At 62.0% G+C, this 15,401-nt stretch carries 14 protein-coding genes; 13 read left to right on the forward strand and 1 reads right to left on the reverse strand.

The genetic code is table 11. From position 1 onward, the window contains the following. Positions 1-20 precede the first annotated feature (20 nt). The 13 genes from hisS (at position 21) to OYT13_RS09150 (ending at position 13,222) form a co-directional block, all read left to right on the forward strand. Positions 21-1,397: a histidine--tRNA ligase gene (gene hisS / locus OYT13_RS09090; protein WP_130025657.1), complete on the forward strand. Its 1,377-nt coding sequence runs from the start codon at positions 21-23 to the stop codon at positions 1,395-1,397. A 32-nt stretch (positions 1,398-1,429) separates the two neighbouring features. Continuing rightward, entirely contained in the window at positions 1,430-2,059 is a 630-nt protein-coding gene (locus OYT13_RS09095) for a tetratricopeptide repeat protein (RefSeq protein WP_268567612.1), read from the forward strand. Between the two features lie 98 nt (positions 2,060-2,157). After that, positions 2,158-3,333 (forward strand): outer membrane protein assembly factor BamB, encoded by a 1,176-nt coding sequence (gene bamB / locus OYT13_RS09100; RefSeq protein ID WP_026131521.1) that lies wholly within the window; start codon positions 2,158-2,160, stop codon positions 3,331-3,333. A 77-nt stretch (positions 3,334-3,410) separates the two neighbouring features. Next, the gene (gene der, locus OYT13_RS09105; RefSeq protein WP_017231564.1) at positions 3,411-4,748 is read left to right on the forward strand and encodes a ribosome biogenesis GTPase Der; all 1,338 of its coding nucleotides are present in this window, start codon (positions 3,411-3,413) and stop codon (positions 4,746-4,748) included. 126 nt (positions 4,749-4,874) lie between these two features. After that, complete coding sequence (gene hfq / locus OYT13_RS09110; RefSeq protein ID WP_010807283.1) at positions 4,875-5,111, forward strand: RNA chaperone Hfq; 237 nt, start codon at positions 4,875-4,877, stop codon at positions 5,109-5,111. Positions 5,112-5,210: 99 nt separating this feature from the next. Next, positions 5,211-6,380 (forward strand): GTPase HflX, encoded by a 1,170-nt coding sequence (gene hflX / locus OYT13_RS09115; protein ID WP_268567613.1) that lies wholly within the window; start codon positions 5,211-5,213, stop codon positions 6,378-6,380. 221 nt (positions 6,381-6,601) lie between these two features. Beyond that, positions 6,602-7,954 (forward strand): FtsH protease activity modulator HflK, encoded by a 1,353-nt coding sequence (gene hflK / locus OYT13_RS09120; RefSeq protein ID WP_026131523.1) that lies wholly within the window; start codon positions 6,602-6,604, stop codon positions 7,952-7,954. 12 nt (positions 7,955-7,966) lie between these two features. Next, positions 7,967-8,869: a protease modulator HflC gene (gene hflC / locus OYT13_RS09125; protein WP_017231567.1), complete on the forward strand. Its 903-nt coding sequence runs from the start codon at positions 7,967-7,969 to the stop codon at positions 8,867-8,869. Positions 8,870-8,976: 107 nt separating this feature from the next. Next, positions 8,977-9,132, forward strand: a complete 156-nt coding sequence (locus OYT13_RS09130) for a DUF2065 domain-containing protein (RefSeq protein ID WP_150553354.1) — start codon at positions 8,977-8,979, stop codon at positions 9,130-9,132. 38 nt (positions 9,133-9,170) lie between these two features. Continuing rightward, positions 9,171-10,331: an ATP phosphoribosyltransferase regulatory subunit gene (locus OYT13_RS09135; protein ID WP_017231569.1), complete on the forward strand. Its 1,161-nt coding sequence runs from the start codon at positions 9,171-9,173 to the stop codon at positions 10,329-10,331. Between the two features lie 74 nt (positions 10,332-10,405). Beyond that, on the forward strand, positions 10,406-11,746 hold the full coding sequence (locus OYT13_RS09140; RefSeq protein WP_017231570.1) for an adenylosuccinate synthase: 1,341 nt from the start codon (positions 10,406-10,408) through the stop codon (positions 11,744-11,746). 27 nt (positions 11,747-11,773) lie between these two features. Beyond that, complete coding sequence (locus OYT13_RS09145) at positions 11,774-12,310, forward strand: phosphoribosyltransferase (protein WP_017231571.1); 537 nt, start codon at positions 11,774-11,776, stop codon at positions 12,308-12,310. 234 nt (positions 12,311-12,544) lie between these two features. Continuing rightward, a complete protein-coding gene (locus OYT13_RS09150; protein ID WP_017231572.1) occupies positions 12,545-13,222 on the forward strand; it encodes a DUF4189 domain-containing protein in 678 nt (225 codons plus the stop codon). 81 nt (positions 13,223-13,303) lie between these two features. Here OYT13_RS09150 and OYT13_RS09155 read toward each other — a convergent pair whose 3' ends face one another. Beyond that, a complete protein-coding gene (locus OYT13_RS09155) occupies positions 13,304-15,382 on the reverse strand; it encodes a M3 family metallopeptidase (protein WP_268567614.1) in 2,079 nt (692 codons plus the stop codon). Between the last annotated feature and the right edge of the window lie 19 nt (positions 15,383-15,401).

Raw genomic sequence — 15,401 nt, forward strand, 5'->3', positions numbered from 1 at the left:
CAGGCAGGACACAAGAAAATATGACTGACGCAAAGAAGAAGCGCCCCGCCAAACTGGCCGGGGTCAAAGGCATGAATGACATCCTCCCGCAGGATGAGGCCTTATGGGAGTTTTTCGAGGAATCGGTGCGCGCCATGCTGCGCGCGTATGGCTATCAGCAGATCCGCACGCCGATCCTCGAGCATACGTCGTTGTTCACGCGCGGTATTGGCGAAGTGACCGATATCGTCGAGAAGGAGATGTACAGCTTCACCGATTCGCTCAACGGCGAGCAGCTCACGATGCGCCCTGAGGGAACGGCTGCGGCGGTTCGGGCAACGCTCGAACACAATTTGCTGTACAGCGGCCCGAAGCGCCTGTGGTACTTCGGTCCAATGTTCCGCCACGAGAAGCCGCAGCGCGGCCGCTATCGCCAGTTCCACCAGGTGGGGGTTGAAGCACTGGGGCTTGCCGGCCCGGATGCGGACGTCGAAATCATCCTGATGTGCCAGCGCCTGTGGGACGATCTCGGCCTGACCGGCATCCAGTTGCAACTGAACTCGCTGGGCCAGGGCGAAGAGCGTGCGCGTCATCGCGCCGATCTGATTGCCTATCTCGAGAAGCACGTCGACCTGCTCGACGAAGACGGCAAGCGCCGTCTCTACACGAATCCGTTGCGCGTGCTCGATACGAAGAACCCGGCGATGCAGGCGATGGTCGAAGGGGCGCCGAAACTCATCGATTATCTCGGCGAGGACTCGATCAAGCACTTCGAAGGCGTGCAGTCGCTGCTCAAGGCGAACAACATTCCGTTCACGATCAATCCGCGTCTGGTGCGCGGTCTGGATTACTACAACCTGACCGTGTTCGAATGGGTGACCGACAAGCTCGGCGCGCAGGGTACGGTCGCCGGTGGCGGCCGCTACGATCCGCTGGTCGAGCAACTGGGTGGCGACGCCACGCCGGCGTGCGGCTGGGCGATGGGCGTTGAGCGCATTCTCGAATTGTTGCGCGAAGACGACCTCGTGCCGCAGGCCGAAGGGGCCGACGTCTACGTCGTGCACCAGGGTGAGGCGGCGGTTGCGCCGGCCTTGATCGCGGCCGAACGCATGCGCGACGCCGGGTTGAACGTCGTGTTCCATTGCAGCCCGGACGGCAAGGGCAGCAGCTTCAAGTCGCAAATGAAGCGAGCGGATGCGAGCGGCGCGAACTTCGCCATCATCGTCGGTGAAAACGAAGTAGCGTCGGGTACCGTCGTCGTCAAGCATCTGCGTGCCGCCGATCCGGCGAACAACCAGACGAGCGTGGCGTTCGAGGCCCTCGCGGAACACCTGATCGACGCCATCGTCGCCAGTGCCGACGAAAGCGTGAACGAAAGCCTGGCCGATGACGGCACGGCGAACACGACGCTTCACTAACCCAAGACGCCAGACACGGAGAACCCCGGCGAATGAGCAGCTATCACGAGGAACAGGAACAGATCGAGAACGTAAAGGCCTGGTGGAAGCAGTACGGCAATTACGTTGTCTGGATGCTGGTCGTCATCATGCTGGCCTATGGTGGCTGGAACCTGTGGCGTTATTACGACCGCAAGCAGACTGTCGAGGCCGGTGTGCTTTACGGCGAGCTGGAAACCGCGATCGACGCCAAGGACAAGGCGAAGGTGGCGCGTATCGCGTCGGACATGGAAAGCAAGTTCAGCGGCACGCCTTACGCCCAGATGACGGCGCTACTGGCGGCCAAGTCGCAGGCGGACGCGGGCGACGTGGCGCTCGCGAAAGCGCAACTGCAATGGGCTGTGTCGAACGCGAAAGACGACGAGTACAAGCAACTCGCCAAGCTGCGTCTGGCCGGCGTGCTGCTCGACGAGAAGGCGTACGACGAGGCGCTCAAGCTGCTCGACAATCCGCCGGCACCGTATGCCGGGCTGTTTGCCGATCGCCGTGGCGACGTGCTCGTCGCACAGAGCAAGATGGCCGACGCGCGGGCCGCATACAAGCTGGCACTCGACAAGCTCGATAAGCAGGACTCGGGCATGCGCCAGTTCGTTCAGTTCAAGCTCGACGCGCTGGGGGCCTGACGCGCGTCGGCATTCCGTTGGCAAGTATTACCCTCCCATAACGCAAAATCGGGTACATGATGATCTTTAACGACTTCCGTCGATCGATGCCGCAAACGATGGCCACGTCACAGTCCGTCTCGACGCGCCGTGGCATTTTCAAGCGCGCGGGCAGCGCCGTGACGATGCTGGCCGTGCTGGGTACGCTGGGAGGGTGTGGACTCTTTGGCAGCAAGCCGGCGCACGAGCCGACGCCGCTCACGGAGATCAAGCAGGCGCTGAACGTCAAGCAGATATGGACGGCGAGCGTCGGTAAGTCCGGCGCCTATAGCTTCGCACCGGTCGCCGTGGGCAACGCCGTGTTCGCGGCGGGCGCCAACGGCAGCATCGTGCGCGTGGATGCCGACACGGGTGCGTCGACTTGGTCGGCCAAGGCGGATACGAACATCACCGCCGGTCCGGGCAGCGATGGCGAGACGACGGTCGTCGCCACGCACAAGGGCGACGTGATCGCGTTCGATCACGACGGCAAGTCGTCCTGGAAGGCGAACGCCGGTAGCGAAGTGCTCACGGCGCCGCTGGTCGGTCGGGGTCTGGTCGTCGTGCGCGCGATCAACAACCGGGTGACGGCGTTTGACGCCGCCACCGGTTCGGTGCGCTGGTCGTACTCGCAGCCGACGTCGACGCTCACACTGCGCACCGGGACTGGCATGACGTTTTTGGGCGATCGTGCGGTCGTGACGGGCTTCCCGGGGGGCAAGCTGGTGGCGCTCGATGCCAACACCGGCAACCCGCTTTGGGTCACGCCGCTGTCGTACCCGAAGGGCGTGACCGAGGTGGAGCGTGTGAACGACGTTACGGGCACGCCGGTCGTCTTCGGCCGCCAGGTGTGCGGCGCCACGTTCCAGGGCCGGGTGGGATGCGCCGATGTGCAGACCGGCAATGGCCTGTGGGCGCGTGATTTTTCGTCGCCGAATGGTGTGACGCAGGACGAGCGTGTCGTGGCGGCGGTCAACACCGACGGCGCCGTCTACGCTTTCAACGCTGCCGATGGCAGTACACTGTGGCAGAACGACAAGCTCAAGTACCGCGACTTGTCGGCGCCGTTGGCGCTCGGCCGTGTCGTGGTGGTGGGCGACAAGCAGGGCTATTTGCATTTCCTGTCGCGTGAGAACGGCGAACTGCTCGCCCGCGTCAAGCTCAGTGGTGCGATCAGCGCACAGCCGATTCTCGCCGGCCAGACGCTGGTCGTGCAAACGCGCGACGGCAACATTTACGGCTTCCGTCCGGATTAACCGGTGACCGGCAGCACCCGGGCATTTTCCGGGAACGGCCGGCAGCGCGCCGGCCGTCTTCGTTTTTAGGCTTATTCATGAAACCCGTGATCGCGCTCGTAGGGCGCCCCAACGTCGGCAAATCGACGCTATTCAACCGTTTGACCCGCTCGCGCGACGCGCTCGTCGCCGACATGCCCGGGCTCACGCGCGACCGTCACTATGGCGAGGGGCGCGTTGGCGAGCATCCGTACCTGGTGATCGACACCGGTGGCTTCGAACCCGTGGCCAAGGACGGCATTTTCCACGAAATGGCCAAGCAGACGCGCCAGGCCGTGGTCGAGGCCGACGTGGTGATCTATATCGTGGACGGGCGTCAGGGCCTGACGCCACAAGACCAGATCATCGCGGACTATCTGCGCAAGACGGGACGCAAGATCATGCTCGTGGTCAACAAGGCCGAGGGCATGAAGTACAGTGCGGTCGCGAATGACTTCTACGAACTCGGCCTGGGCGATCCGCTGGCGATCTCGGCGGCACACGGCGACGGCGTCAAGGAAGTCATCGACGAAGCCATCGCGCCGTTCTATGCCAATCAGGACGAGAACGAGGACAGCACGCGCGACGACGGGCGAGTGAAGATCGCGATCGTCGGGCGTCCTAACGTTGGCAAGTCGACACTGGTCAACACGCTGCTCGGCGAAGAGCGCGTGATCGCGTTCGACATGCCGGGGACCACGCGCGATTCGATCCACATCGAATTCGAGCGTCAGGGGCGAAACTACACGTTGATCGATACGGCCGGGCTGCGTCGTCGTGGCAAGGTGTTCGAAGCGGTTGAAAAGTTTTCGGTCGTGAAAACACTGCAATCGATTGCCGATGCGAACGTGGTGATCCTCATGCTCGATGCCCGTCAGGACATCTCCGATCAGGATGCGCACATTGCCGGCTTCATCGTCGAGTCGGGACGTGCGGTGGTCGTCGGCGTGAACAAGTGGGACGGGCTGGACGAGTATTCGCGCGACCAGATCAAGCAGGAGCTTGAGCGAAAACTCAAATTCCTTGGCTTTGCGAATTTTCACTTTATCTCGGCGACGAAGTCCACGGGCATTGGCCCGCTGATGCGCTCGGTGGACGATGCGTACGCGGCGGCCATGACCAAGTTGCCGACGCCGAAGCTCACGCGCGCCCTCAACGAGGCGGTGGAGCACCAGCAGCCCCGGCGTTCCGGGTTCTCGCGTCCGAAGTTGCGCTACGCGCACCAAGGGGGCTCGAATCCGCCGATCATCGTCATCCACGGGAATAGTCTCGATGGCGTGACCGACAGCTATCGCCGCTATCTGGAGAATCGTTTCCGGGAAACTTTTAAGTTGAAGGGCACTCCATTACGCATAGAGTTTCGCAACAGCGCGAACCCTTACGCCAAGGGCGAATGAAAGCCAAACCCGGGCGGGGTTTTGCTGGCGACGCTAGCAAAATCAGCTATAGTGTGGAAGTCAAGGCGGGAAGCGCGCACACGCCTTGACTTACGGTCATTTGCTAAAAATACAACGGAGTTATATATGAGCAACAAAGGGCAACTTCTACAAGACCCGTTTCTGAACGCCTTGCGTAAGGAGCATGTTCCCGTCTCGATCTATCTGGTCAACGGTATCAAGCTGCAGGGAAACATCGAGTCGTTTGACCAGTATGTCGTCCTGCTGCGCAACACGGTCACCCAAATGGTTTATAAGCACGCCATTTCGACGGTCGTGCCTGCGCGTCCGGTGAATTTCCATCCGGAAGCCGAGCAGTCCTGATTCAGGCTCGCCCGACCGGGAGTCACTCCGGCCGGGCGAATTTCTCTTCCCCATCGCCCGCTCTTGTCCAACAGCCCCAATACCCACTCCCCGCGTAGCTTGACCATCAACGCCGCGCTCGTCGGCATCGATTTCGGCAAACTCGATTTCGAAGCCAGTCTCCAAGAACTCGACCTTCTGACGCAATCCGCAGGCGCCACGCCTGTCGTGACCGTTACCGGCCGTCGCCGTAGCCCGGACGCGAAGCTGTTCATCGGCAGTGGCAAAGCCGAAGAACTGCGTGCCGCGATCCACGAGTACGATGTCGAACTGGTGATTTTCAATCACGCCCTGACCCCCGGTCAGCAGCGTAACCTCGAACACCTGCTGCAGTGCCGTGTGGTCGATCGTACCAGCCTGATCCTCGATATCTTTGCCCAACGCGCCAAGAGTCATGAGGGCAAGCTGCAGGTCGAACTCGCACAGTTGCAGTATTTGTCCACGCGCCTCGTGCGCGCCTGGACTCACCTGGAACGTCAGAAGGGCGGTATCGGTCTGCGCGGGCCGGGTGAAACGCAGTTGGAAACCGATCGTCGCCTGCTCGGCGAGCGCGTGAAGTCGCTTTCTGCGCGTCTCGAACGGCTTCAGCGCCAGCACGACACCCAGCGACGTGCGCGTCAGCGCAGCGGCACCATGTCGATTTCGCTCGTGGGCTACACGAACGCAGGCAAATCCACGCTTTTCAACGCGATGACGAAAGCCAACGCCTACGCCGCAGATCAGCTGTTTGCCACGCTCGATACGACGTCGCGTCGCGTTTATCTTGGCGAAGTCGGGAACATCGTGCTGTCTGACACTGTCGGATTCATCCGCGAGCTGCCGCACCAGTTGGTGGCGGCATTCCGGGCGACGCTTGAGGAAACGGTGCACGCCAACATGCTGTTGCATGTGGTGGACGCCTCAAGTCAGGTGCGTCAGGAGCAGATGGCCGAGGTCAACGCCGTTTTGGCGGAGATCGATGCGGCGGAGATCCCGCAGATTCTCGTCTGGAACAAGATCGATGCGGTGCCGGAACTGGCCGCGCAAGGCCCGAGAATCGAACGGGATGAAGCCGGGCGCATCACGCGAGTCTTTTTGAGCGCGCGCACCGGCGAAGGGCTCGACCTGCTGCGCGAGGCCATCAGCGAGGCGGTTGTGGCCGGCACGGGTGGGTTACAATCGCTGCAAGAAGCGCCCGATGTCCGGCTTATCGACCGTTGGACCGATGCGCCGCGCGCAGAAGACAGATAACACGAGACGTCGCACCATGTAGGGCGGAGCTTGCCACGGGGATTTCCGGCAGCACGGCCCAACGAGGGCGACGACCTGGCAAGAGACCAGACGGAGGCCGGTCAAGGCCGTCGATCGGCATACCAGATTCGGGAACCACGCGCGAACCGGCAGCATGCGCACTCCGAAGTGGGCGCGCCGGTCGCAACGCCAAGACCGCTTCAGTCACCACGCTTCTACCTATGCTTCCAAAAGCTTTGATGCGACGAGTTGGCTTGATCTTCTCCCTGAACGACCCGCGCTGGGGGCGGGACGGCGGCGGCGATACGCCGTCCGGTAATCAGGAACCGAACCGCCCCGATCGTTCGAACAATCCGAATTCGCAGGATCAGAAGGAGCCGCAGCGCGGACCGCAAGGTCCGCAGCAGGACGGCCCGCCCGATCTCGACGAACTTTGGCGCGATTTCAATCGGCGTCTTAACCGTATCTTCGGCCGCAAGGGCGGCGGGAGCGGTAACGGTGGCTCGAGTAGCGGCGCCGGGGGCTCGCGTGGCTCGGGTATCGGCGTCGGCGTGGTCGTCGCGCTGGCATTCCTGATCTGGCTGGCAACGGGCGTCTTCATCGTCCAGGAAGGGCAGGTCGGCGTCGTCACCCAATTCGGCAAGTACAAGTACACCACGACGTCGGGTATCCAATGGCGCCTGCCGTATCCGTTCCAGGCGGTCGAGATCGTCAACATGTCGCAGATCCGTTCGGTCGAAATCGGCCGCTCGAACACCATTCGCGACACCGATCTGAAGGACTCGTCGATGCTCACCGGCGATGAGAACATCATCGACGTGCGCTTTGCCGTGCAGTACCGCATCAAGGACGCCACCGAGTTCCTGTTCAATAACGTGGATGCCGAATCGTCGGTGAATCTGGCCGCGCAAACGGCCGTGCGCGAGATTGTCGGCAAGAGCAACATGGATTTCGTGCTCTACGCTGGCCGCGAAGAAATCGCCAATGAACTCGTCACCTCGATTCAACGCATTCTCGACGGTTACAAGACCGGCATCCTGGTCACGAGCGTGACGATGCAAAGCGTGCAGCCGCCTGAACAGGTGCAGGCTGCGTTCGACGATGCGGTGAAGGCGGGCCAGGATCTGGAGCGTGCCAAGAATGAGGCGCAGGCCTACGCTAATGACGTGATTCCGCGCGCCAAGGGCACGGCGTCGCGTCTGACGGAAGAGGCGGCCGGGTACAAGGCGCGCGTAGTGTCGCAGGCACAGGGCGATGCCGATCGCTTCAAGTCGGTGCAGGAAGCGTATGCGAAGGCGCCGGGCGTCATTCGCGAGCGGATGTATCTCGACACGATGGAGCAGATCTACTCGCGCACCACGAAGATCATGGTGGATTCGAAGAACAATAGTTTGTTGTATCTGCCGCTGGACAAGATCATGGAGCGTTCGCGTAGCGACGCGTCGGCCCCGGCACCGGCCTCGGGCGCCAGCACGGGGAAGGCCGCGGGTGCGCCCGCCGCCGATGACGGCAGCGATGTTGACCATGATCGATCGCGCGCGGCACTGCGCAACCGCGAACGCGATTCACGCTAAGGGGATAAGCGCATGAACCGTATTGGAACCGTTATTGTCGCGCTGATCGTTTTGTTGATCGTGCTTGCCTCGACCATGTTCGTGGTGGATCAGCGCCGTTATGCCGTGGTGTTCTCGCTGGGCGAGATCAAGGACGTCTATAGTCAGCCCGGCCTGAAATTCAAATTGCCGCCGCCGCTCCAGACCGTGTTGTATCTGGACAAGCGCATCATGACCATCGACAATCCCGAGCCGGAACGCTTCATCACGGCCGAGAAGAAGAACCTGATCGTCGACTCGTACGTGAAGTGGCGTATTGTCGATCCGCGCAAGTTCTATGTCAGCTTCAAGGGAGATAGCCGCCTCGCGCAGGATCGTCTGACGCAGCAGATTCGCTCGGCGTTGCAGGAAGCGTTCACCAAGCGCACCGTGACCGAGGTCGTGTCGTCGCAGCGCGATCAGGTCATGCAGTGGGTGAAGCAGAAGGTCGGCGAGGACGCTGCGCAAGTCGGCATCGAAATTGTCGATGTGCGGATGCGCCGGGTCGATCTGGCCGCGGGTATCAGCGATTCGGTCTATAGCCGGATGGCGGCGGAGCGCAAGCGCGTGGCGAACGAATTGCGTTCGACCGGCGCGGCCGAGGCCGAGCAGATTCGCGCCGATGCCGACCGCCAGCGCGACGTGGTCGTGGCGGAGGCCTATGCCAAGGCGCAGCAGGTCAAGGGGGAGGGCGATGCGACGGCTGCCGGTATCTACGCGCAGGCGTTCGGTCGCGATCCGCAGTTCGCTCAGTTCTATCAGAGCCTCGAAGCGTACAAGGCGACCTTCCGTGACAAGCGCGACGTGATCATTGCCGATCCGAACAGCGATTTCTTCCGATTCATGCGTGGTTCCGGCGGTGCGGCTGGCGCGCCGGCCGGAAAAGCGCGAAAATAGCGTCCTTGACATCCGAGTAGCTGCCACCGCCCGCGTCAATCGCGGGCGGTGGCATTTTGGCCGAGTCCCCTGTGAGCACCAGCACGATTCTTCTCGCTTTGGCCCTCATGCTGATTGTCGAGGGAATGTTTCCGTTTGTCGCACCAGACCGGTGGCGGCAAAGTTTTCGTAAAATAACGGAAATGCCGTCCGGCCAGATTCGCTTTTTCGGTTTGGCCGCCGTCTCGCTGGGGCTGATTCTGATGCTGCTGGCCGACCACTAAAAGGCGCTTTCTCGCGCCGCCTGAATACCGAAATACCCATGCCGAACTGGCTACTCCCCGAAAATATCGCCGACGTGCTGCCTTCCGAGGCGCGCAAGATTGAAGATCTGCGCCGGCTGATGCTGGACCGTTTCCGTACCTACGGCTACGAACTCGTGATGCCGCCGATGCTCGAGTACGTCGAGTCGCTGCTGACCGGCACCGGCCATGACCTCGATCTGCGCACGTTCAAGCTCGTCGATCAGCTTTCCGGGCGCACCATGGGCCTGCGTGCGGACATTACCCCGCAGATTGCCCGTATCGACGCTCATTTGCTCAATCGGAAGGGCGTGACGCGGCTGTGCTATGCCGGAAGCGTGCTATTTACGCGTCCGCGTAATCTGCTGGCGACGCGCGAGCCATTCCAGATCGGTGCCGAGATCTTTGGGCACAGCGGGCTCGAAGCCGATCTCGAGATCCAGGAACTGCTGCTTTACTGTCTCCAGCTTGCCGGTCTGAAGCAGATCCGCATCGATTTGTGCCACGCCGGTGTGCTCGAAGCGCTCATCGAGGGCGTGCCGGCCGCTGAGGCCGTCGAGAGCGAGTTGTTCGGGGCATTGGCCACGAAGGACGTGCCGCAGCTCGAGGCGTTGACCCGCGATCTTCCGGCGAGCCTGCGCGATGCCTTGCTGGCGCTGACCACGCTGTATGGCGAACCGGCCGAGACGCTCGCTCGTGCCCGCAAGGCGTTGCCGGACCTGCCCGGCGTGAGGGCGGCACTCGACGATCTGGCCTATCTGGCGGCGGCGCAAAGCAAGGACGGGCCGGCCGTATTGTCGATCGACCTGGCCGATCTGCGTGGCTATCAGTACCACAGCGGCGTGATGTTCGCGGCCTATGTCGACGGCATCCCCAATGCGATTGCGCGCGGCGGCCGTTACGACAAGGTGGGCCAGGCGTTTGGTCGAGACCGTCCGGCAACGGGCTTTTCGCTGGATTTGCGTGAGTTGGCTGCGATTTCCCCGGTCGAAGCGCGGAGTAACGCGATTTTGGCGCCGGCTGACGATGTGCCGGGGCTGCGCGCGAAGATCGACAGCCTGCGCAACGCGGGTGAAGTCGTTATTCGCATGCTGCCGGGCCACGATCAGGATTTCGAGGAGTTCACGGGCGACCGCGTCCTTGTCGAAAAAGCGGGCCAATGGGTTGTGACACCCCGGTGAACGTCGCTGAAAAAAGCGGCACTAGCCTACGCCAACACGGGTAGAATACGTTTTTAACCAAACCAACTATTGTTATGTCCGGCAATGCTTTGAATCAGGGGCGCAACGTCGTCGTTATCGGAACTCAATGGGGCGACGAAGGTAAGGGTAAGGTCGTCGACTGGCTGACCGATCACGCGCAAGGCGTGGTGCGTTTTCAAGGTGGCCACAATGCCGGACATACGCTCATCATTGGTGGCAAGAAGACAATTCTGCGCCTGATTCCCTCGGGCATCATGCACAAGGACGTCACCTGCTACATCGGCAACGGCGTGGTGCTCTCGCCGGAAGCGCTGTTCAAGGAAATCGAGGAGTTGGAAAGCGCGGGCCTGAATGTGTGCGGTCGTTTGCGCATTTCCGAAGCCTGTACGCTGATTCTGCCGTATCACGTCGCCATCGATCAGGCGCGTGAAGCCCGTCGCGGCGCCGGCAAGATCGGTACGACCGGTCGCGGCATCGGCCCGGCTTACGAAGACAAGGTCGGCCGCCGTGCGCTGCGCGTGCAGGATCTCTTCGATCCGGAGACTTTCGCCGAGCGTCTGCGTGAAACCCTCGATTATCACAACTTCGTCCTGACACAGTATTTGGGCGCGAAGGCCGTCGACTTCCAGGAAACGCTGGATACGATGCTGAGCTACGCTGCGCGTCTGCAGCCGATGATCGCCGACGTGTCGCAGATGCTCTACGCGGCCAACCGAGAAGGCCAGAACCTGTTGTTCGAAGGCGCCCAGGGCACGTTGCTCGACATCGATCACGGTACGTATCCGTTTGTGACCAGCAGCAATTGCGTCGCGGGTGCCGCTTCGGCTGGCGCGGGCGTCGGTCCGCAACAACTCCATTACGTGCTGGGCATCACCAAGGCCTATTGCACTCGCGTGGGTGCGGGGCCGTTCCCGAGCGAACTGTACGATGCGGACAACCCCGCCCGTCAGGAAGCGATCGGCCTGCAACTGGCCACGGTCGGCAAGGAATTCGGTTCGGTGACGGGCCGCCCGCGCCGTACCGGCTGGATGGATGCCGCAGCACTCAAGCGCTCGATTCAGATCAACGGCGTGACCGGCCTGTGCATGACCAAGCTCGACGTGCTCGACGGTCTCGACACGGTGCGTCTGTGTGTCGGCTACAAGATTGGCGACAAGACGGTCGACATCCTGCCCCGTGGTGCGGTGGATGTGGCGCGATGCGAGCCGGTGTACGAAGACTTCCCCGGCTGGTCGCAGAGCACGGTGGGCGTGACGGCATGGGACCAATTGCCGGCTCAGGCGCAGAACTATCTGAAGCGCATTGAAGAGGTGAGCGGTATTCCGATCGACATGGTGTCGACCGGCCCGGATCGTGACGAAACCATCTTGTTGCGTCACCCGTTCAAGCACTGAAGCACCGTAGCGTTGGCACAGCACACCATGAATCTACCCCAAAACGACGACAAGAACCTTTGGGTCTCGTGGGACGAGTATCATCGGCTCATCGAGCGACTTGCGCTCAAGGTCTACGAATCGAACTGGAAGTTCGACAAGATCCTGTGCCTGGCCCGGGGTGGCTTGCGTGTGGGCGATCAACTCGCGCGCATCTACGACGTGCCGCTCGCGATTCTGGCGACCAGTTCCTATCGTGAAGCCGAAGGGACCGTTCGCGGTGACCTCGACATCGCTCACTTCATCACCATCACGCGCGGCGAGCTGGAAGGTCGCGTGCTGCTGGTCGACGACCTGGTCGATTCGGGCGTGACGCTCGAGCGCGTTGGCAAGCACCTCAAGGAGCGTTTCCCAAAGGTGACAGACGTGCGCTCGGCGGTGCTGTGGCACAAGGCGTGTTCGAAAGTGGCGCCCGATTACGCGGTCGATTTCCTGCCGACGAATCCGTGGATTCACCAGCCGTTCGAAGAGTACGACACGCTGCGTCCGCACAATTTGTCGGCGTGGATCAAGCGCGGCACCTGAGCGACGACGGGATGGCTGAACATGCCGCTAGGCGGCGTTCGGCAAGGGGGGAGCCCCGACAAAGCAGGCGGTGACATCGTGAGATGCGCCGCCTGTTTTGTTTTGAGCGTGCGTCGTTGGTGCGATGTCACTTGATCGCGGGGCGATCGAACGGGCTTACGGCGATGCCATATGGCGACTGATTTCCCTTCTGCTTGAGGCTTCGTCGGTTTGGGCGATGTGATCTGATGCCGTATGAATCTCAACTTTTGGAAATCGCGCGGCGGCGGTCACGTCATGAATCAGTGGTGGCGTTCCTATCCCTTGATTTGCACAGTAGGCCTCGCGAGCGTGCTGGCGATCGCCAGCACGCCGAGTGTCGCGGCGTCGGCGGTGGCCGGGGTGCGGACCGCGAGCGGGATTCGGTATGTGTCGGTGACCGACCAGACGTCGATGGCAAAGGCCAAGGTCGCCGCGCTGGATCGTTGCCGAGCCCAACTGGCTTCCGGTCGCCGGGGCGGGCGATGCGACGTGTTGATGTCCGGTAATGGGCCGGCTTACTGGGCGGTCGTGCGTGCAGTCAATGGAGAGATCGGCATTGCGCTGGGTGACACGCAGACGTCTGCCGTTCAGGACGCCTTCGCCGTGTGTCAGCGCGCAGGGCAATGTTCGCTCGATAGCGCACAGGTTTGGTTCGATAGCGGTCAGCGCCCGGGGAGGCGTTTGCCGACACCACAGGCGGCGTCAGTGTCGCCCGCACCCTGCCGGATTCCTACCGGGCAGGTGGTTCGCATGCAGACGCGATGCGTCGAAGGTGCATGCGTGCGAACGTATGAAAACGGATGCATCATTCGCTTCCAGGCGGCTCACTGTCTCGATAAGGGAACGAGCCAATATGTTTGGCGACCGAACGGCTGTGACGAAGATGAATGATGGTGTGCATCCTGTATCACGATAAACAACGGGCGCACAGAGGCGCCCGTTGTTCATTCCTCGCTGACTTGATGCGGTGCGTCAGCTTGCCGACATGCCACTGTGGCGCAGCAAGGCATCGACTTCCGGTGCGCGACCCCGGAACGCAATGAACGACGCCATTGCTTCGCGACTGCCGCCCACCGCGAGAATTTCATCGCGGTAGCGGGCGCCGGTGGCGGTATCGAGGACTGAGCCGCTGACCTTCGCCGCCTCTTCAAACGCCGCATACACATCCGCCGACAGCACCTCCGCCCACTTGTAGCTGTAATATCCGGCCGCGTAGCCGCCTGCAAAGATGTGGCTGAAAGTATTCGGCCAACGCGAAAAATCCGCCTGAGGCGTAACGTGCAATCGATCGTTGATGCGTTGCGAAAGCGACAGCACCGACTCGTTGCCGTGCGGATCGAAATCGTAATGCAGGTGCATGTCGAAGTCGGAGAAGACCAACTGACGCAGCATCATCAAACCGCTTTGGAAGTTGCGGGCGGCCAGCATCTTGTCGAACAGGGCTCGCGGCAGCGGGGCACCCGTCTCCACATGAGCGGTCATGTGCTCAAGCACATCCCACTCCCAACAGAAGTTCTCCATGAACTGGGACGGCAACTCGACAGCATCCCACTCGACGCCATTGATGCCCGCCACGCCGGCATCTTCCACTTGCGTGAGCATGTGATGCAGGCCGTGCCCGAACTCGTGGAACAGCGTGATGACGTCGTCATGCGGCAGCAACGCCGGCTTGTCGCCGACGGGGGCAGGGAAGTTGCACACGAGGTACGCCACCGGCGTTTGCAGCGTGCCGTTGCGCAGGCGCTTGCGTGTGCGGGCACTGTCCATCCAGGCACCGCCGCGCTTGCCTTCGCGGGCGAACAGATCGATGTAGAACTGCGCCACGAGTTCGCCATCGCGCTCGATGCGGAAGAAGCGAACATCCGGATGCCACGTTTCGGCATCCTGCGGGCGAATCGTCACGCCGAACAACGTGCCGGCCACGCGAAACAGACCGTCGAGCACCTTGGGCAACGGAAAATACTGACGGACTTCCGACTCCGAGAAATCGTAGCGTTGCTGGCGCAGCTTCTCCGATGCGTAGGTCGTGTCCCAGGGTTGCAGCTTCTCGATGCCCAGCGACTCGGCGGCAAACGCTTGCAGTTCGGCCCAGTCTTGCTCGGCGTACGGACGCGCGCGGCGGGCGAGGTCTTCGAGGAACTCGAGGACTTGCGCGGGCGATTCCGCCATTTTGGGCTCGAGCGATACCTCGGCGTAGTTCTTGAAGCCGAGCATGTGTGCTTCCTCGCGGCGCAGCGCGAGTTGCTCGACAACGATCTCGGTGTTGTCCCAGTCCGCCTCGCCGTTGCCGAATTGCGGGCCGAGTTCGGAAGCCCGGGTCACGTTGGCCCGGTACAGCGTTTCGCGAAGCGCGCGATTGTCGGCGTATTGCAGCACCGGGAAGTACGAGGGGAAATGTAGCGTGAATTTCCAGCCGTCCAGGCCGTCTCGCTGTGCGGCGGCACGTGCCGCGGCCTTGTCGTCGTCGGGCAGGCCGGCGAGGTCCTGCTCGTCGGTCACGACAAGCGAGAATTTGTTGGTCGCGTCGAGCACGTGATCCGAGAAGCGCTTGGCGAGGTCCGCCTGTGCTTCCTGAATGTCGGCGAATCGCGGTTTCTGGTCTTCAGGAAGTTCGGCGCCGCCCAATCGGAAGCCGCGCATCTCGTTGTCGAGAATTTTCTTGCGAGCCGGAGAGAGGTCTGCGAATTCCTGGCCGGCTGCAATGGCCTTGTACTTTTCGAACAGCGCCAGATTCTGGCCGACGCTGGCGGAGAATTCGGTGACGCGCGGCAGGTTATCGCCGTATGCCGCGCGAAGCGCCGGGGTGTCGGCGACGGCGTTCAGGTGTCCAACGATTTCCCAGGCCCGGCCCAAACCTTCGGTGCCGTCTTCTACGGCGTCGAGAATGTTGGCCCACGTCGGCGGCGTGGAGGGATCTGCAGCCTTGTCCACAGCCGCACGCGCTTGTGCCAGGAGCACGTCGACGGCGGGCGTTACGTGTTCGGGGCGGATCTCGGCAAAACGGGGAAGTCCCTGGATATCGAGCAGAGGGTTGGTTTGTGGCGTATTCATGCGTTCGTTGTCCACGGGG

It is taken from the genome of Pandoraea sp. XJJ-1 (assembly GCF_026802345.1).
Classification (GTDB): domain Bacteria; phylum Pseudomonadota; class Gammaproteobacteria; order Burkholderiales; family Burkholderiaceae; genus Pandoraea; species Pandoraea cepalis.